Here is a 17,683-nt window from a genome sequence, read left to right on the forward strand (position 1 = left end):
CGCTGGAAGACGTCGGCGAAGTCGACCTGGTTTTCGATGTCATCGGCGGCACCATCGGCAGGCGATCCGCAGGCCTGATCCGAGCCGGAGGAACATTGGTGTCCGTTGTCGGGGCGGCCGAGGCGCGGCCTGCCGACGGTCTGGCGATCGACTTTGTTGTCGAGTCCGATCGCGCCCAACTGAGTGAGATCGTCCAGCGGGTGCGGGACGGACGACTGCAGACGAACATCGGCAACGTCGCGACCCTCGACGAGGCCGTCGCCGCCCTCAACCCGACCGAGCGACGCACGGGGAAGACGGTCATCCGCGTTCGACCGTGAGGACGCGAAGACGCGAAGACGCGAAGACGCGAGGACTCCAGGACGCGATCATCGGGCGGCAGGTCGGCACAACCAGGACGGCATTCCCCGGGCAGCTCGGTGCTGATCCGCTCTGACCTGTCGAAGGATGCCGACCTGCTGGTGCTCCGTCACGAGAACCAGATGCTCCGCCGTCAACTCGGTGGCCGGCCGCGGTGGGAACCCGCCGACCGGCTCTGGCTGGCGGCGTGGTCTTGGCTGGTTCGCCGTCGCCAGTGGGCGGAGCTGTTCCCGGTCACCCCGGCGACGATCCTGCGTTGGCATCGCAGCCTCGTGGCCCGTAAATGGACCTTCACCGACAGGCGGCGCCCGGGACGGCCCTGCACCCGCCAGTCGGTCAAAGCACTGATCGTTCGGATGGCGCGGGAGAACCCGACCTGGAGCACCGGAGAATCCAAGCCCACGCGATCAACGCGTGCGACTTCCTGGTGGTCGAGACCATACTGCTCAAACGGCTGTATGTGCTGGTCTTCATCGAGCACGGCACCCGACTGGAGCATGGACGGTGCAGCAGGCCCGCAACCTCGCCATGGACCCGGGTGACCGCATCGCCGAGCCGCGGTTCTTGATCCACAACCGGGATCCGCTCTTCACCTCCGCCTTCAGGGAGGTCTTCGAAACCGGAGAGCCGCGGATCATCGGACGCCGAGGACGAACGCCATCTGCGAGCGCGTCACCGGCACCCTGCGCCGCGCGAGCCCCTGGACCACATCCTGATCCTCAACGAACACCACCTGGCCCGCGTGCTCCACGAATACCTGATCCACTACAACGGCCACCGGCCGCACCAGTCCAGGCAACAACGATCTCCGGACACCGCGACGCGGCCCGCCCGCGACGTGACCGACCTCAACGACCTGCGATCCACCCGCCGAAAACCCGTCGCTGCAGGCACGGTCAACGAATACCACCACGCCGCTCAGACCACGTAACTCACCGATGTGCGTACTTCCCACTTACGCGGCTGCTTCTGGTCACACATGATGGACTTGGATTCATCGATGGCTAGATCTCCTGTCACGATAAGGAAGGCATCATGCCCCCTTCCATCGTCGGGCACGACGGCCCCCTCACCGACCGCCACTTCCCGCTCGGTGACACGCCGACCACCTTCGGCCGCAGGCAAGACTGCAGCGTGGTGCTCTCCAGCGAACGAGCTTCGCGCCGCCACGCCGAGATACGCCACGAGGCAGGGCGTTACATCCTGCACGACCTGGGAAGCCGAAACGGAACGCTGGTCAACGGCAGGCGCGTCACCTCACAGGTGCTCCAACCGGGCGACCTGATCACGATCGGCGACGAGCAGTTCCGCTTCCTGCCCTCCGACGACGTCGCCACGGTCTACGGCGCATCCCCGCTGCCGCAGGCGAGGAGACCCACCCCATCGGTCAATCCGGGGCCGGTACTCCGGGTGACCGTCTCCGGCGGGGGGCCCGTCGGGCTGAGCTTCGCGCTCCTCCTGGAGCACCTCATGGGACCACGGGTCGCCGTCACTGTTTACGACGGCCGCTGGACCCAGGACGGCGCTCAGGTCGCGTGGAAGGGGCAAGATCAGGGAAATGTACGGCGCCAGCAGGTCGTCACGGTTCAGAGCCGCCAGTACCTGAACCTCCCCGACCCGGTGCAGGCTCGGCTGTTCAAGCCCGGGGCGTACTCCGAGATGTGGCCGCCCGGCCCCGACTCCATCCGAGGACAAGCCCCGCGCAACCTCCGCATCGCCTACATCGAGGACACGCTCCTGGAGATGGCCGGCGAGAAGTCCGACCGCATCCGGCTCGTCCCCACCCGCTTCGATCCCGACGAGCATGGCGACAGCGCGAAGCAGGATCATGTGCTCGCCATCTGCGAGGGTGGCCGTTCGCGCACGCGGGAGCATTTCACCGGCAAGTTCGGCACCGCCGACAGCTCGATCTACTCCTTGAACGGCAAGCACCTGCAGGATGTCGTGCTGGGCTTACGCGTCAAGTCCGACCTGCCTGACGCCATGTCGGTCCTGCTGACCGTGGCCCAGAACCGCTACCTGCTCAACGCCCTGGGCGGCGAGGGTTTCCTCAACATGCGACTCACCGACGAGGAGGCCGAGGAGGTCATCGGCATCGATCCCGTCCGTCGCGTGTTCGAGGAGTGTGTCGCCGCCAACCCGTGCATGATGGGCCGCACCGACGACGGCGACTTCCACTGCTCCACTCACGGCACCTTGTTCCTGCCCGCCCTGATCAAAGGGTCCGCCCTGTGGCGGCGGGTGCAGGAAGGGCTGGCGATGTTCGGCGTGGCCGAGTACAACCTCAGCGCCGTCACCGCCTTCCGGCTCGACATGGTGCAGCGGCCGCGCTTCACCGCGCGCCTGCACGCCCCTACGTCCGCCACTCCGGGCACCTACGGCTTCCTGCTCGGCGACGCCGCCAACGCCATCCACTTCTGGCCGGGTCGCGGGCTCAACAGCGGGCTGGCCTCGGCCATCTCTCTGGCCCGGTCGCTCAACCAGGCCTGGCGCGGGCGGGCCTTCCGCGACGCGGACTTCATCCGCCACGAGGCAGCCATGGCGATGCTCCAGTACCGGCACAAGAGCCGCGCCTGGCAGGCGATGGTCACTACCGACGAGGATGGCGTCACCCGTGCCATCAAGGACAACATCGCCAAGGGCAGCGCCGACGCGCAGGCCGCTCCGAGTTCCGACGCGCAGGTCGCGGCGGACATCGACACACTGATGAACCGGCTCGGGATCGTCCGGGGCCGTCTGTCACAGCGCGTCTCCGGCCTGCCCGACGACGCCGCCCTGCGTGCCCACCTCGGCCGGCTGTCGGCTGAGACTCTGCGCATCCTGGTCATCAGCGACGCGTGGGACACAGTGGTCATGGGCGGTGAAGAGGTCGACATCGACATCTTCTACCGCGAGGAGCCCGCGTCCGCTTCGGGTGGAGAACCTGTGTGGGCTCCACGACTCGCCAGCGAGCGCGAACAGCACACCAGGCTGATCTCAAGGTCGGCAAGCCGATCGCCACGGCCAACGGCACAGGCCCCCCGGTAGACATCGCCGCAGGTCAGCTCACTGCTTCTCTCTAGGGCTCCGCCTCCGTCCGGAGCTGGATAGGCTCCAAGCCATGGCCTCGATTGACGTGACCCGGTGAGCGCCGCCCGTCTGCTGGTCATCGGAGCCGATGCAGCAGGGATGAGCGCGGCGCACCAGGCGATCCGGGCGGCCGGGACCAAGCTGGCTGTGACCGCGCTGGAGGCGACCGGCGATACGTCGTACTCCGCCTGTGGCATCCCCTACTGGGTCGCCGGAGACGTGTCCAGTGGCAACGCCCTGGTGGCCCGCACCGCTGAGGAGCACCGGGCAGCCGGGATCGACCTGCGGCTCGGCGCCACCGCGACCGGGATCGACCGACAGGCCCGCACGGTCACCTACCAGGATGCCGACGGTGAGCAGGTGTTGGGCTACGACGAGCTGGTGATCGCGACCGGCGCGTCGGCCGTGGTGCCGGACTGGGCCGTCCACCCCGGCACAGGGCAACGGTATGCCGGCGTCGCGCCGGTCAAAACGCTCACCGACGGCGCCGTCTGGTTGGACCTGCTCGGGAGACTGCCCAAGGGCAGCGGCCGGGTGGTTGTCGCCGGCGGCGGCTACATCGGCGTCGAGATGACCGAGGCCGCCAGGAGACGTGGCTACGAGGTCACCGTGATCACCCGGACTCGGGTGATGAGTTCCTTGGACCCGGACCTGTCCGCTCGCATCGAGAAGGGGATGCACGAGGCGGGAGTCCGGGTCGTGGTCGGCTCACCGGTCGTGCGGCTGGACGTGGCGGACGGACGAGTGCGTGGCGTGTACACCGCAGAAGGCGAGCGCTATCCGGCCGACCTGGTCGTGCTGGCGCTGGGGATCACGCCGAACACCGGTTACCTTGACCTCGACAAGTTGCCGAGCGGCCCGAATGGCGGTTTGCGACCCGAGCCGGACGGGAGCCTGGCCGACGGGATCTGGGCCGCCGGTGATTGCTGCGAGACCCGGCATCGGCTCACCGGCACGTGGACCTACATGCCGCTCGGCACCCATGCCAACAAACAGGGCCGGATCGTCGGCACCAACCTCGTCACACCAGGCGCGCTGCGGTTCGGCGGCGTGCTGGGCACTGCGATCACCCGATTCGCCGAGGGCACGACCTACTTGGAGATCGCCCGCACCGGTCTGAATGAGCGTGAGGCAGCCGCCGCCGGCATCGAGGTGACGTCCCTGGTCACCGAAGGCGGCACGGCCAGCGGCTACATGAGCGAGGCCGACCCGGTCGCGGTGAAGTTGCTGGCAGCGCCGTCGGATCATCGGCTGTTGGGCGCGCAGATCGTTGGCGGGCGTGGGGCGGGCAAACGTATCGACACCGTTGCCACCGCGTTGTGGCACGGCGCGACCGTTGATGACTTGGCCTGGTCGGACTTGTCCTACGCGCCGCCGTTCGCCACCGCGTGGGACATCGTACAGGTCGCGGCCCGGCGGCTGGCCGACCAACTGTAGCTGCAGCTCTGGCTCGACGAGCGCCCCGACTGGCCTCGCGCCGACCACAACCGAGCCCTGTTCCTCAAGATGGCTGACCGCACGCGCCGCCGGCCAGGTCGGGAGTGTTCGCGAGCAGGAACCCTCACCAGTTGGTGAAGGCGCCGTCACGGGTGCGCAGGTGGGGGCGTTCGGCGGCGATGGCCTGATATTTCCGGGCCTCGGCCCGGTCGATGTCGACGCCGAGGCCGGGCAGGTCGGGGATCTCGAAGCGACCTCCTCGGACCACCGGCCGGTCGGTGAACACGTCCGGCAGCTCGGGCAGGGCTTGGTGCTCCTGCACTCCGATGTACGGTGAAGCCAGGTTCAGGTGCAACGACGAGGCCGCCGTCACCGGGCCGAGCGGGTTGTGGGTGGCCAGCTTGACGTAGTGCGCCTCGCACATGGCGGCGATCTTCCTGGCCTCGGTGAGCCCGGCCGCCACGGCGATGTCCACCCTGGCGTAGTCGATGAGGTCCTGCTCGATGAGCCGCTGGAACTCCCATTTCGACCCGAACTGCTCGCCCGCCGCCAGCGGCACCGCCGTGCGGGATCTCAACGACCGGTACACCTCCAGGCTCTCGCACCGCAGCGGGTCCTCCACGAAGTACGGCTTGGCCGCCTCGATCTCGCGGCACAACGTCACGGCCTCGGGCAGGTCGAGCCGCGTGTGCACGTCGAGGATCAGCTCCACGTCGTCGCCCACGGCCTGCCGTACGGCATGGAACAGGTCGATGCCCCACCGCATCGAGGCCCGCTGGTCCAGGGTGCCGTCCTCGTCATGGGGCACGGCGAAGCGAAGGTGCCGCCAGCCTTCCGCGACGAGCGCCCGCGCCCGGTCCAGGAACGCCTCGAGGTCGTAGTACTCGTCGCCCAGGTGGGCGTAGGCGGGGACGTGGTCACGCGTCCGCCCCCCGAACAGGTCGTAGACCGGCACTCCAAGCGTCTTGCCCCGGATGTCCCACAGCGCCACGTCGATGGCGGCTATGGCGGACGACAGGATGCGATCGGCCGGGAAGAAGCCCCGGCGGAACATCACCTGCCACAGGTGTTCGATCCTGGTGGGATCCTCACCCAGCAGCAGCTCCCCCAGGTGCTCGATCGCCCCCGAGACCGCCTTCTGCCGCGAGCGGATGCCCACCTCGCCGATGCCGTGCACGCCCTCGTCGGTGTCGACGACGACCAGCATCATGCTGTCGCCGTGCTCGGGCAGCGTGAGCACTTCCCAACCAGTGATCTTCACAGATGAACTCCTATGAGAACGTTACCGGGATTCTCAGAAACCCAATCATGCATCCTTCTTGCGGCGATGGCCAGAGCGGATTTAACAGGTTGGTGACCGCGAAGAAACGCTCTTGACGCTTCCGGGAACGTTTGCAACCATCCTCCGTACCGGTACGAGGAGGACAGCGTGGCAGTGACGATCAGGCAGGTGGCGCAGGCGGCCGGGGTGTCGGTCTCGACGGTCTCTCGCGCGTTCACCGCCCCCGATCAGGTGCAGCCCCAGACCTTGCAGCGCATCCGGGACGCGGCCGCGAAACTGGGGTACGCGCCCAACCCGGCGGCCCGCTCACTGCGTGGCGGGAAGACCGAGTCTCTCGGGCTGATCATCCCCGACATCGCCAACCCGTTCTTCCCGTCGATCTTCAAGGCGATGCAGGCCCGGGCCCGCAGGCTCGGCTACACCGTGCTGGCCGCCGACACCGACGAGCGGGAGTCCGACGAACTGGAGACCATTGCCGCGGTCTCCAAGCGGGTCGACGGCATGATCCTGTGGGCCTCCACCCTCTCGGAGGACAGGCTGGGCGAGCTGGCGGAGACCATGCCGGTGGTCCTGGTCAACCGGCACGTGCCCGGCATCCCGGAGATCCGGATCTCCCTGACCGCCGGCATCTCCCAGGCGGCCGAGCACCTGAAGGCCTACGGCCACACCAGGTGCGTCTTCATCAACGGCTCGCGGCCCGAGCACAGCCGCGGCAAGTCGATAAGGGAGGCGTTCGAGGCGCACGACCTGTCCCTCGTCGAGCTCGGCCCCTACGAGCCGCGCTTCGAGACCGGCCTGCACGCCGCCACCTTGGTCACCTCCGCCGACGCCACCGCGGTGCTCGCCCACAACGACCTGGTCGCGCTCGGAGTGCTGCACCAGCTCGCCAAGCTGGGCGTCGACGTGCCGCGCGACGTCAGCGTGATCGGCATAGACGACACGCTGCTCGCCGAGACCGCCACCCCGTCGCTGACCACCATCCGCATCTCGGCCGAGGAGCTCGCCACCCGGGCCACCGACCTCCTGCTCGACACCATCGGCGGGCGGGGCGGCGGGCGCGTCGTGGAGATCGGCTCCCGGCTCATCCCCAGATCCTCGACCGGTCCCGTCCACAGCTGACCGAAGACCTCGCGGTACCGTCCGCCCCTCACCGAAACCGACAACCCCGTGGTACGGCATGCCCTACCACCGCCCCGCCCTGCCGTCTTTAACACCCTTTTTAATGCTATGACCTGAACGCGGGAGTTCAGATGAAGAAGATCACCGCCTCCCTCGGCGTGGCCGTCCTGGCCACGGCCGTCGCCGCATGCGGATCGTCCTCCGGTGCCGGGCACGAGTCCGGCACCATCACCCTCAGGGTCCAGGGCATGCCGCCGGCGACCGACAAGCCGAGCCTGGCCGCGTTCGAGAAGATGGTCGCCGACTTCGAGAAGCAGAATCCCGGCATCGCCGTTGAAGGCTCCTCGGCCGCTTACGACCCGCTGACGTTCTCCGCCAAACTGGCCGGCGGCAAGGTCGAGGACGTGATCAAGGTGCCGCTCACCGAGCCGCAGGGGCTCATCGCCCGCAAGCAGGTCAAGCCGCTGGCCGCGGAGCTGGCCAAGTGGCCGCACTACAAGGAGTTCAACCCGCAGGTCCTGCGGCCGCTGAGCGACTCCGCCGGTGAGGTGTACGGCGTGCCCCAATCGCCCTTCGCGATGGGACTCGTCTACAACCGGGAGCTCTTCACGAAGGCGGGCCTCGATCCCGACAAGCCGCCGACGACCTGGGACGAGGTTCGGGCCCAGGCCAAGCGGATCGCCGAGAAGACCGGCAAGGCCGGATTCGTGCACGAGTCCAAGAACAACCAGGGCGGCTGGCAGCTCACGAAGCTGACCTACACCTTCGGCGGCGAGATGGAGAAGCCCGCCGGCGACACGTGGGTGGCGGCCTTCAACGCCGACCCGACCAAGCGGGCGCTGGCCCTGCTCAAGGAGATGCGCTGGACCGACGACTCCATGGGTGACAACCAGCTCAACGACCAGAACGACGTGATCAAGCGGTTCGCCGCCGGCGAGATTGGGATGTACCTGGGCACGCCTGGCACGTACCGGCTGGCCAAGATGACCTACGGCATGCCGGACATCGACGCGTTCGGCATCGGGCCGCTCCCGCAGGCGGGCGGGAACGCCACGCTGACCGGCGGTGACGTCTACATGGTGCCCAGGTCGGCCTCCACCGGGAAGACGGCCGCGGCCGTCAAGTGGCTGCTGTTCGCCTACGCCCAGCCGCAGTACGACACCGGCGCCGCCGCCGAACGGGCCAAGGCGCTGGCGGCCGACCCGAACGCCGCCGTGGGCGTGCCGACGCTGCCGATGTTCGACGAAGCCCAGCAGGCCAAGATCGACGAAGCCGTCAAGCCGTACGTGAACGTCAAGCTCGAGCACTTCCGGCCGTGGATCGAGGGCACCCCCAAGCTCCAGCTCCGCGCCGAACCCCCGGTGCGGGCCCAGGCCGTCTACGCCGTGCTCGACAGCGTGGTGCAGGCCGTACTGACCGACCGGGACGCCGACGTCGACGCACTCCTCACCAAGGCCGAAACCGACGTGAACGCCAAGCTCGCCGCGAGCCGGCAGTGACGCTCGCCCCGCGCCTCGCTCGCCGCGGACCGGCGGTGACGGTGGCCCCACGCGCCGGCAGGCGGGGGAACTCCGTCATGGCGTTCCTCTTCCTCGTCCCGGCCTTCGTCGCCTTCGGCGTGTTCTCCTACTGGCCGATGATCCGCGGGCTGCTGATCTCCTTCCAGGAGACGAACCTGGTCGACCCGGCCACGTGGGTGGGGCTGGACAACTTCACCGCGCTCGTCCGGGACCCGCTGCTCTACACGGCGATCGCGAACACCCTGCTGTTCGTCGGGCTGGGACTGCTCATCGGGTTCCCGGCGCCGCTGATCCTGGCCACCGTCATGTCGACGGTGCGGAAGGGCGCCGGCGTCTACCGCTTCCTCGTCTATCTCCCGGTGGTGATCCCGCCGGTGGTGGCGATCCTGCTGTGGAAGTGGTTCTACGATCCCGGGCACGGCCTGTTCAACGAGTTGCTGGGCCTGATCGGCGTGGGCCCCTTCCCCTGGCTGGAGTCACCCAGGACCGCGATGCTCAGCCTGGTCATCCAGTCGACCTGGGCCTGGATGGGCAGCACGGTCCTCATCTACCTCGCCGCCATGGTGACCATCCCCTCGGAGCTCTACGAGGCGGCGCAGACGGATGGCGCGTCGATCGGGCGCAGGCTGTGGCACATAACCCTGCCCCAGCTCCGCCCCACCATCGGCCTGCTGCTCCTCCTCCAGCTGGTCAGCACCACGCAGGTGTTCACCGAGCCCTACGTCTTCACCGACGGCGGACCGGAGAACAGCACGCTCACGATCCTCCTGCTGATCTTCAGGTACGCCTTCCGGGACGGCGCCTACGGCCAGGCCGCCGCGCTCGCGTTCCTCCTGGCGATCTTCCTGGGCCTGATGTCGGCGATCTACCTGCGGGCCACCCGCGCCTGGAGCTCCTCATGAGCCTGATCTCCCCCGTCGAGGAGCGCCGCCCGGCGGTCAGGGCGGCCGTGCGCGCGGTCCAGTGGCTCACCCTCGCGCTCCTCCTGGTGATCGGCATCGGCCCGCTCTACATGACCGTCAAGGGCGCGGTCTCCCCCGCCACCGACCTGATCGCCAAGCCGCTCGAACTCTGGCCGGGCGACCCCCGGCCGGAGAACTTCGGCACCGCCTGGAACGATCTGGGCATCGGCCACTACCTGCTCAACACGCTCCAGGTCGTCGGCGGCTCATGGGCCGTCCAGCTCATCGTGGCGATCACCGCCGGCTACTCCCTGTCGGTGCTGAAGCCCAGGCTCGGCAGGCTGATCTACGGCGCGATCCTGGCCACGATGTTCGTCCCCTACACGGTCTCGATGACCAGCCTCTTCCTGACCATCATCGACCTGGGCCTCGTCGACTCCTACTGGTCGATCTGGCTGCCCGCGGGGGCCAGCGCCTTCAACGTCCTGCTGGCCAAGCGCTTCTTCGACGCGCTTCCGCCGGAGCTCTTCGCCGCCGCCAAGGTGGACGGCGCCAACTCCTGGCAGCTCCTGACCAGGATCGTGCTGCCGATGAGCCGCCCGATCCTGGCCGTCATCAGCCTGATCGCGATCATGCACAGCTGGAAGGACTTCATCTGGCCGCTCGTGGCCATCACCGACCCGGACAAGCAGCCCGTCAGTGTGGCCCTGGCCACGCTGGCCGACCAGGCGCCGCAGGACGTGCTGATCGCCAGCATGGCGATGGCGCTGGCCCCGCCGGTCCTGCTGTTCCTGGTCTTCCAGAAGTACGTCGTCGCCGGGCTCGGTTTCACCGGTGTCAAAGGCTAATCACGAAAGGCAGACCCCCGTGCCTGAAGTCTCCCGTCGTACCCTCCTCCAGGCCGCCGCACTGACCGGCGCACTGACCGGCGCGGCCTCCGCGCTCACCGCCGCCCCCGCCCGGGCGGACGGCCTGTCGATCTCGGCCGACGGCATCGCTCTTGTCGCCGAGGCCGACGGCTCGATCGTGGTCCGCGACGGTTCGGGAACCGATCGTCTCAGGATCGGCCACTTCATGATCAAGGACAGCGTGCTCGGGCAGCAGCGTACGTTCGGCGGCACGCCGAGCCTGACCACCGTGGACGGGCAGCCCGCTCTCCAGGTCGTCTACAAGATGTCGGCGAGCGCCTCGACGGTGACCGTGCGCGGCACGTTCACCGTGGCCGCCCGCCGGGCGGGCCTGAAGTGGGAGGTGAGCGGCAGCGCCACGCTGACTCCCGCCGGCTACATGTTCGCCCGCACCCTGATCGGCAACACGGCGCCCGAGAAGTACGTGCCCGCCACCGCCTGGACCAAGGACGCGCGTGGCGGCGTGCCGTACGAGGTCAACGCCGGCTCGCTCTATCAGGAAACCTGGGCGGACACCCGAGCCTACTTCCGGCTGTGGAGCTCAAGGCCTGCCTTCACCAACGCCACCTGGATGCACGCACCCGCGGGCGAGGATGGGGCGACCCAGGTCGAGCTGGTCCTCGGCGACATGCGGCCGGGCGCGGCCAACGCCGTGGCGACCGCCGCGCCGCTCGGCGTGGACGTGTGGAGCGACCAGCCTTTCGGCCTCTACGAGCCGGGCGCGGCCCTGGCCGTGAACGCCCAGGTGGTCAACGGCGGCGCGGCGCCCAAGCCGGTGAGCCTCACCTGGTGGGCGCGCGACTTCAACGGCGCCGTGCTCGGCGGCGGCCGCCTCGACAGGACCGTGGAGCCCAGCGGCGCCTGGACCGAGGCGCTCACCGTGCCGGCGCCCTCGCAGGGCATCGTGTTCGTCGAGGTCAAGGCCGCCTCGGGCGGCGAGGAGGCGTTCGCGCGCACCAACCTGGCCGCGCTGAAGCCGCACGCCTACCAGAGCGAGGGCATCTTCGGCATCTCCAACTACACCTGGCTGCTCGTCCCGGGCAAGGAGCAGGTCGGCCGGTTGATGCAGAAGATCGGCGTCAAGTGGGTGCGCATCGCCTACGACGGCGCGCCGGGCATCCCGCCCGCCGAACTCGACGCGCTGGGCATCGGGCACAACGTCCAGCTCGGTGGGGTGATCTACAACGGCACGGCGGAGCAGGTCGCCGCCTGGGCGGACGACCGCGCCAGGATCGCCCGTGAGTCCGGCGCGACCTACTTCGAGGTGGCCAACGAGCTGAACCAGCCCTGGATGTCGGGGCAGAAGGCGGCCGAATACGTGCGCGACGGTCTGAAGCCGATCCACGACCGGCTCAAGGACTCCGGCATCAAGCTGATGAACTGCGGCCTCGGCGGCATGGACTACCGGTGGACGGCCAACTTCCACGCGGCCGGCGGCTGGGACCTGATCGACGCGTTCGCCTTCCACCCGGGCCGCGGCAACTTCACCGCCGACCACGCCCCGCCGCCGGAGGAGTGGGAGCAGGGCTCCAACGGCTCCTACTGGAACTTCCTCGGCTCGTTGCGCAAGGCCAGGCAGACGTTGGACGAGTACGGCGGGGACAAGGAGCTGTGGCTGACCGAGGCCTACGCCTGCACCCGGCCCAACGCCTGGTGGAACGACACGATCCGCCAGGCCGCGGAGAACACGCTCCTGCAGCTCGCCCTCTGCCTGTCGGAAGGGGTGGACGGGGTCAACTGGTACCAGCCGCACGACAGCACCATCCATCACCCGCAGGAGGCGGACCCGAACAACGCCGAATACCACCACGGGCTGCTGAACCGCGACACGAGCATCAAACCCACCCTGCTCGCCTTCGCCACGGCCACGCGCCACCTGGAGGGCGCGACCTTCAAGCGCTGGCTCACCTTCGCCGACCCCGATCTGAAGGGCCTGCTGTTCGACACGCCGCGGGGCAAGCTGGCCGTCCTGTGGAGCCGCAAGGACGGCTACATCCTCAACCGGGACCATGGTGAGGACCAGTGGTATCCGCATCCCGAGGCCTGGGAGGACCACTGGCCGACCAAGACCTGCCTGTCGCTGAAGACCTCCGGGCAGACGGTCCGGGAGATCGACTGCATCGGGCAGGAACGCACCATCACCGCCACCGGTCGCCGCGTGCGGGTCACCCTGGACGGCGCACCGCGCCTCTACTACGGGCTGGAGCTATGAGATCGGAAACCCTTTCCCGCGACGTGACCGTGGTCGGCGGCGGCCTGGCCGGCGTCAACGCCGCCGTCGCCGCGGCCCGGCTGGGCCGTACGGTCGCCCTCGTCACCAACCGGCCTGTGCTCGGCGGCAACTCCAGCAGCGAGGTACGGGTCTGGGTGGTCGGGGCGACCGGCCACGGCAAGAACCACAACGCCCGCGAGGGCGGCATCATGGGCGAGCTCTTCCTGGAGAACCAGTACCGGAACCCGCACGGCAATCCGTACTTCTGGGACACGACCGTCCTCGACCTGGTGCGGCAGGAGCCGAACATCGCGCTCTTCCTCAACACCGACGTACGGGAGGTGTCGTGCTCGGCGGGGCGGATCGACTCCGTGGCCGGTTGGATGATGGGCTCGGAACGGCTGATCACCTTCGAGTCGCCGATCTTCCTGGACTGCACCGGGGACGGGCTGGTCGGCCACCTGGCCGGCGCCCGCCACCGGATCGGCCGTGAGGGGCGCGCGGAGCACGGCGAGCCGTGGGCGCCCGAGGTGCCCGACGACATCACGCTCGGCAGCACGCTGCTCTTCTACACCAAGGACGCGGGCGAGCCGGTCCGTTACGTCCCGCCGGGCTTCGCCAAGGACATCACCGAAACCTCGATCCCCGAGCGGCGGATCATCAGGGCGGGCGACAACGGCTGCGCCTACTGGTGGATCGAGTTCGGCGGCGAGCTGGACACCGTGCACGACAACGACCGCATCCGGGACGAGCTGTGGTCGGTCATCTACGGCATCTGGGACCACATCAAGAACTCGGGGAAGTTCGACGCCGAGACCATGACCCTGGAGTGGGTGGGCGCGCTGCCCGGCAAGCGGGAGTACCGCCGCTTCCTCGGCGACCATGTGCTCACCCAGCATGACGTGCTGGGCCAGACGCCCTTCGAGGACCGGATCGCCTTCGGCGGATGGTCGATCGACCTGCACCCGCCGCAGGGCATGTACGCGAAGGAGGACGGCGCGAGGCAGCGCTACGCCGACGGGATCTACCACATCCCGTACCGGTCCATCTATTCGCAGAACGTGCCCAACCTGCTCATGGCCGGGCGGAACATCTCGGCGTCGCACGTGGCCTTCGGTTCGACCAGGGTCATGGCCACCTGCGCCACAATCGGCCAGGCAGCGGGCACGGCGGCCGCATTGTGCGTCGCCGACAGCGTCTCCCCCCGGGAACTGGACGTGCGCGCTCTGCAGACGACTCTCCTGCGGGAGGACGGCTCGATCATCGGCCTGCCGTACGAGGACCCCGCGGATCTCGCTCGCGCGGCCACCGCCACCGCGTCGAGCACGTTGTCCCGGCTGGAGGTGGAGACCTCGGCCGAGACCTGGCCGCTGGAGGCGGACGCCGGCCTGATCCTGCCCGTCGACCCGACCCTGGACTCGGTGGAGCTCATGCTCGACGCGGCGGCCGGGGCCGAGCTGGTCGTGGACCTCTACGATCCGATGCTGGGCCAGAACTACGTGCCGCGGGACCTGATCGCCTCGCACACCGTTCCGGTGGAACCGGGGAAGAACCAGTGGGTCCGCGTGGATCTGTCGTTCCGGCCTGCTCGGGCGCAGAACGCGTTCCTCCTGATCCACGCGAACCCCGACCTCGCCCTCCACGTCGCCGACCGGCCCACCCCCGGCGTACTCTGCCTGACCCGGGTTCCACTGCGCCCCCAGGACGAGGCACCCCAACTGCTGCGGGAGTGGGCCGACTCGGGCCTGCTGCGCCGTACGTTCTGCCATCGGACCGGCCCGACCGATGCCTTCGCGCCGTCCAAGGCGCTCGACGGCTTCCAACGCCCGCACGCGGGGCCCCACATGTGGGTGTCGGACCGGCTGCCCGCCACCCTCGAACTGTCCTGGCCCTCGCCGGTGACGATCGGCCGCGTCGACGTGCTGGCCGACGACGACGTGAACGAGGACCTGATCAACCTGCACCACCACCGCACGCCGTTCGAGGTCATGCCCACGCTGGTCCGCGACTACCGGTTGGAGGTGCGGCAGGGCGGCGGCTGGCGGACGGTGTCCGAGGTGCGCGACAACCGGCGGCGCCGCAACGTCCACGACCTCGAGCCGGTCACCACCGACGCGCTGAGGATCGTGGTGGACGCCGGCAACGGGACCCCGTACGCCCATGTCGTCGCGGTTCGCGTGTATTCGCCGGTATGAGTAGACCCATGAAGCGCGTCCTGGTCACCGGCGCTGCCGGCCGTATCGGCCGGGCCGTCCTCGACCTGCTCGGGCAGCAGGGGATCACGGCCAACGCCCTCGTGCTGGAAGATCCGGGAGATCTGAAGGCCGAGCTGGTCGTCGCGGGATCCGCGACGGACTCGCACGCCGTACGGAAGGCCCTCAAGGGGGCGGACGCCGTGATCCATCTCGCGGCGATCCCCACCCCCGAACGGCATCCGGCCGAGGAGGTCTTCGCCACCAACACCCAGGCCACCTTCACCGTGCTGGAACAGGCGGGCCGGGCCGGGATCAGGCAGGTGTGCACGGCCAGCAGCACGGCGATCTCGGGCCTTCCTTTCGCCGCGCGCACCCTCCACCCGCGATACGTCCCGGTGGACGAGGAGCAGCCGTCCCTTTCCGAGGATCCCTACGCGCTGTCCAAGCAGGTCGACGAGCTGACCGCCCAGATGATGTCGCGACGCCACCGCATGTCGGTGACCGCCCTGCGCCTGCCGTACGTCGGCGGCTTCGGCGAGCGCCTCCTCGACTTCGCAGGGAGGTGCGAGCTGGACCCCGGCCTGCACGCGGCCGGCCTGTGGGCCTACCTCGAAACCCGGGACGCGGCCCGGGCGTGCCTGCTCGGCCTCGCCGTCGGCGGCTGCCACGTCATCACCGTGGCGGCCCCGGAAACCCTCGTCTCCCACCCCACCGAGGATCTGCTCCGCCGTTTCCATCCCACGACCGAGATCCGCCGTCCGCTGCCGGGCCGCACGGTCCCCCTGAACCTGGCCAGGGCGACCGGCGTTCTGGGCTTCAGCGCGGAATTTCACGTGTGACGGTGACCCGTGCGCAGATGGCCAGCGTGGGCCACCGTTGTGCTCTTCCGGGCCGACAGGGCGCGGGCGTCTTCGCGGGCGCGTCGGAGGTCAAGGTCCCACAACCTGACCGTTCCGTCGACACCGGCGCCGGCCGGCATCGCTTCGCGGGGGTGGAATGCGATGCCGACGGGCCACGCTGTGGGCTTCGCGGGTGAAGCGGGCGAGGGTCCGAAAGGCTAGGCTCCGTACGGAAATGGTGTGGATCCCGAGGAGCCGGTAGCCGACCGTGGGAGTCCCAGGCGGCGATGACGTTTCCGCTGCGGCTGACGGCCAGCCCGCGGACGCCGGTTCCGGCCGGCCCCGGCCGGTGTGGGCTTCAGGAGCGCTTTCCGTGGCCGCCGAGTGACGGGGTCCCACAGGCGCAGGCTGCCGTCCCAGCTCGCGGTGGCCAGGACGCTGCCTCGGGCGTCGCCGACCACGCGATATACCCCGTCGGTGTGGCCTTCGAAGGGTCCCTCGTGTTCCACATGCGCTCAGGACATGGACGTGGTGGCCGAGTTCGACCGGGCCATGGCGCACCTGGAGGCCGGGCTGCCTCTATGAGCCCGGCCTCCGGGCGGTGCTCTCGCGGACGATCAGCCGGGTCGCCAGCTCGACCCGCAGCGTCTCCGGCTGCTCGCCGTTGATGAGCTGGACGAGCAGCCTGACGGCCATGCCGGCCATGTTCTCCAGCGGCTGCCGAACGGTGGTCAGCGGCGGGGCGATCCACTGGGCGAACGGCAGGTCGTCGAAGCCCACCACGCTGACGTCCTCAGGCACCCTCAGGCCGCACTCCTTCGCCGCCCGGTACGTGCCCAGCGCCTGAAGGTCGTTGCCCGCGAACACGGCCGTCGGCCGGTCGGGCAGCCTCAGCAGTTCCAGGGACAGCCGGTAGGCGGGCTCGTGGGAGTAGTCTCCGTGCCGGATCAGCTCGGGGGCGGGCTCGATCCCGGCCTGATCGAGTGCCGCGCGGTAGCCGTCCAGCCGCACCCGAGAGGTCAGCCGCCCCGCCGGGCCGATGATCATCGCGATCCGCCGGTGACCCAGCTCGATCAGGTGCCGCGTGGCCGAGAAGCCGCCCTGCCAGCTCGTCGAGCCGACCGCTGGGGTGTCCGGGCTCTCGTCCTCCGACGGCTGCACCACGACGAACGGGATGCCCATGCGTCCCAGCTCGCGTTCCTGCTCGGCGGAGAGCTCGGAGACGACCAGGATCGCGCCGAGCGAGCCCCGGTTGCCGAGCGCGTCGAGCCAGTGCCAGCTCAGCTTGCTCCGCCGGTGCACGGCCGACACGACCAGGCCCATGCCCTCGGCCTGCGCGGCCTCCTCGGCGCCGCGGATCAGCTCGATGGCCCAGGGGTTGTCCAACTCGTTGATGACGAACTCGATCAGGCCGCCGGAGTGCTCGCCGTGGCCGGGCAGCGTGTAGCCGTGCTGGCCGAGCAGCCGCTGGATCCGGCCGCGGGTCTTGGGGGAGACATCGGACCTGCCGTGAAGAACTTTCGACACCGTCGAAGGTGAGACCCCCGCCTGGACGGCGATGTCCGCCATGGTGCTGCGGCGGGGGACGGTCACGTCGTCCACTTCAAGCCCTCCACTGGAACGCCTTCCCGATCAGAAATCTGCCTGCCCGCCGGACCCTTGGCGACCTCCGAGGCTTGTTTCGCAATATTTCGCAACCTCTCGGAGCGGGAATGCGCAGTGCACCGGCCGCCGGACCGCACCCGTCACACGTACGACGCGAGTGCGACATCAAGGTCGCGGCCGGCGCCCACGCCGTCCGCGTGATGCAGGTCTTCGGCGGCTCCGCCTGGGCCACGGT

The 17,683-nt window shown here is 69.2% G+C and carries 14 protein-coding genes; 11 read left to right on the forward strand and 3 right to left on the reverse strand.

The genetic code is table 11. The features are described from left to right. From ACWEPL_RS45625 to ACWEPL_RS45640, 4 genes are all read left to right on the forward strand, one after another. Positions 1-320 (forward strand): zinc-binding dehydrogenase (locus ACWEPL_RS45625; RefSeq protein ID WP_452439892.1); only part of this gene is annotated, 320 nt, incomplete at its 5' end. Positions 321-1,102: 782 nt separating this feature from the next. Next, entirely contained in the window at positions 1,103-1,291 is a 189-nt protein-coding gene (locus ACWEPL_RS45630) for a hypothetical protein (protein ID WP_452439893.1), read from the forward strand. A 104-nt stretch (positions 1,292-1,395) separates the two neighbouring features. Then, positions 1,396-3,387, forward strand: coding sequence for an FHA domain-containing protein (locus ACWEPL_RS45635; RefSeq protein ID WP_452439894.1), 1,992 nt, complete (start codon positions 1,396-1,398; stop codon positions 3,385-3,387). A 96-nt stretch (positions 3,388-3,483) separates the two neighbouring features. Further along, on the forward strand, positions 3,484-4,866 hold the full coding sequence (locus ACWEPL_RS45640; protein ID WP_452439895.1) for an FAD-dependent oxidoreductase: 1,383 nt from the start codon (positions 3,484-3,486) through the stop codon (positions 4,864-4,866). 124 nt (positions 4,867-4,990) lie between these two features. On the opposite strand, the gene ACWEPL_RS45645 is transcribed toward ACWEPL_RS45640, so the two are convergent. Next, the gene (locus ACWEPL_RS45645) at positions 4,991-6,127 is read right to left on the reverse strand and encodes a mandelate racemase/muconate lactonizing enzyme family protein (RefSeq protein WP_452439896.1); all 1,137 of its coding nucleotides are present in this window, start codon (positions 6,125-6,127) and stop codon (positions 4,991-4,993) included. A 168-nt stretch (positions 6,128-6,295) separates the two neighbouring features. On the opposite strand from ACWEPL_RS45645, the gene ACWEPL_RS45650 reads away from it, so the two are divergent. From ACWEPL_RS45650 to ACWEPL_RS45680, 7 genes are all read left to right on the forward strand, one after another. Next, positions 6,296-7,267 carry a LacI family DNA-binding transcriptional regulator gene (locus tag ACWEPL_RS45650; RefSeq protein WP_452439897.1) on the forward strand — a complete coding sequence of 324 codons (972 nt, stop codon included), beginning with the start codon at positions 6,296-6,298 and terminating at the stop codon, positions 7,265-7,267. Positions 7,268-7,398: 131 nt separating this feature from the next. Further along, positions 7,399-8,766 carry an ABC transporter substrate-binding protein gene (locus tag ACWEPL_RS45655; RefSeq protein WP_452439898.1) on the forward strand — a complete coding sequence of 456 codons (1,368 nt, stop codon included), beginning with the start codon at positions 7,399-7,401 and terminating at the stop codon, positions 8,764-8,766. 77 nt (positions 8,767-8,843) lie between these two features. Further along, positions 8,844-9,689 (forward strand): carbohydrate ABC transporter permease, encoded by an 846-nt coding sequence (locus ACWEPL_RS45660; RefSeq protein ID WP_452439899.1) that lies wholly within the window; start codon positions 8,844-8,846, stop codon positions 9,687-9,689. Then, on the forward strand, positions 9,686-10,537 hold the full coding sequence (locus tag ACWEPL_RS45665; protein ID WP_355200511.1) for a carbohydrate ABC transporter permease: 852 nt from the start codon (positions 9,686-9,688) through the stop codon (positions 10,535-10,537). The genes ACWEPL_RS45660 and ACWEPL_RS45665 overlap by 4 nt, the downstream gene beginning before the upstream one ends. 19 nt (positions 10,538-10,556) lie before the next feature. Continuing rightward, positions 10,557-12,809 carry a hypothetical protein gene (locus tag ACWEPL_RS45670; RefSeq protein ID WP_363971649.1) on the forward strand — a complete coding sequence of 751 codons (2,253 nt, stop codon included), beginning with the start codon at positions 10,557-10,559 and terminating at the stop codon, positions 12,807-12,809. Next, complete coding sequence (locus ACWEPL_RS45675; RefSeq protein ID WP_452439900.1) at positions 12,806-15,004, forward strand: FAD-dependent oxidoreductase; 2,199 nt, start codon at positions 12,806-12,808, stop codon at positions 15,002-15,004. Before ACWEPL_RS45670 ends, ACWEPL_RS45675 begins: the two co-directional genes overlap by 4 nt. 8 nt (positions 15,005-15,012) lie before the next feature. Continuing rightward, positions 15,013-15,843, forward strand: a complete 831-nt coding sequence (locus ACWEPL_RS45680; RefSeq protein ID WP_452439901.1) for an NAD-dependent epimerase/dehydratase family protein — start codon at positions 15,013-15,015, stop codon at positions 15,841-15,843. 218 nt (positions 15,844-16,061) lie between these two features. Here ACWEPL_RS45680 and ACWEPL_RS45685 read toward each other — a convergent pair whose 3' ends face one another. Then, entirely contained in the window at positions 16,062-16,352 is a 291-nt protein-coding gene (locus tag ACWEPL_RS45685; RefSeq protein ID WP_452439902.1) for a WD40 repeat domain-containing protein, read from the reverse strand. Between the two features lie 70 nt (positions 16,353-16,422). Further along, the gene (locus tag ACWEPL_RS45690) at positions 16,423-17,445 is read right to left on the reverse strand and encodes a LacI family DNA-binding transcriptional regulator (RefSeq protein ID WP_452439903.1); all 1,023 of its coding nucleotides are present in this window, start codon (positions 17,443-17,445) and stop codon (positions 16,423-16,425) included. Between the last annotated feature and the right edge of the window lie 238 nt (positions 17,446-17,683).

This window comes from Nonomuraea sp. NPDC004186, assembly GCF_053603495.1.

What these genes read in the sequence shown, in the direction of transcription:
- ACWEPL_RS45635 (WP_452439894.1), top strand. Translation starts at nt 1,396, where the DNA reads ATGCCCCCTTCCATCGTCGGGCACGACGGCCCCCTCACCGACCGCCAC.
- ACWEPL_RS45660 (WP_452439899.1), top strand. Translation starts at nt 8,844, where the DNA reads ATGGCGTTCCTCTTCCTCGTCCCGGCCTTCGTCGCCTTCGGCGTGTTC.
- ACWEPL_RS45680 (WP_452439901.1), top strand. Translation starts at nt 15,013, where the DNA reads ATGAAGCGCGTCCTGGTCACCGGCGCTGCCGGCCGTATCGGCCGGGCC.
- ACWEPL_RS45675 (WP_452439900.1), top strand. Translation starts at nt 12,806, where the DNA reads ATGAGATCGGAAACCCTTTCCCGCGACGTGACCGTGGTCGGCGGCGGC.
- ACWEPL_RS45655 (WP_452439898.1), top strand. Translation starts at nt 7,399, where the DNA reads ATGAAGAAGATCACCGCCTCCCTCGGCGTGGCCGTCCTGGCCACGGCC.
- ACWEPL_RS45665 (WP_355200511.1), top strand. Translation starts at nt 9,686, where the DNA reads ATGAGCCTGATCTCCCCCGTCGAGGAGCGCCGCCCGGCGGTCAGGGCG.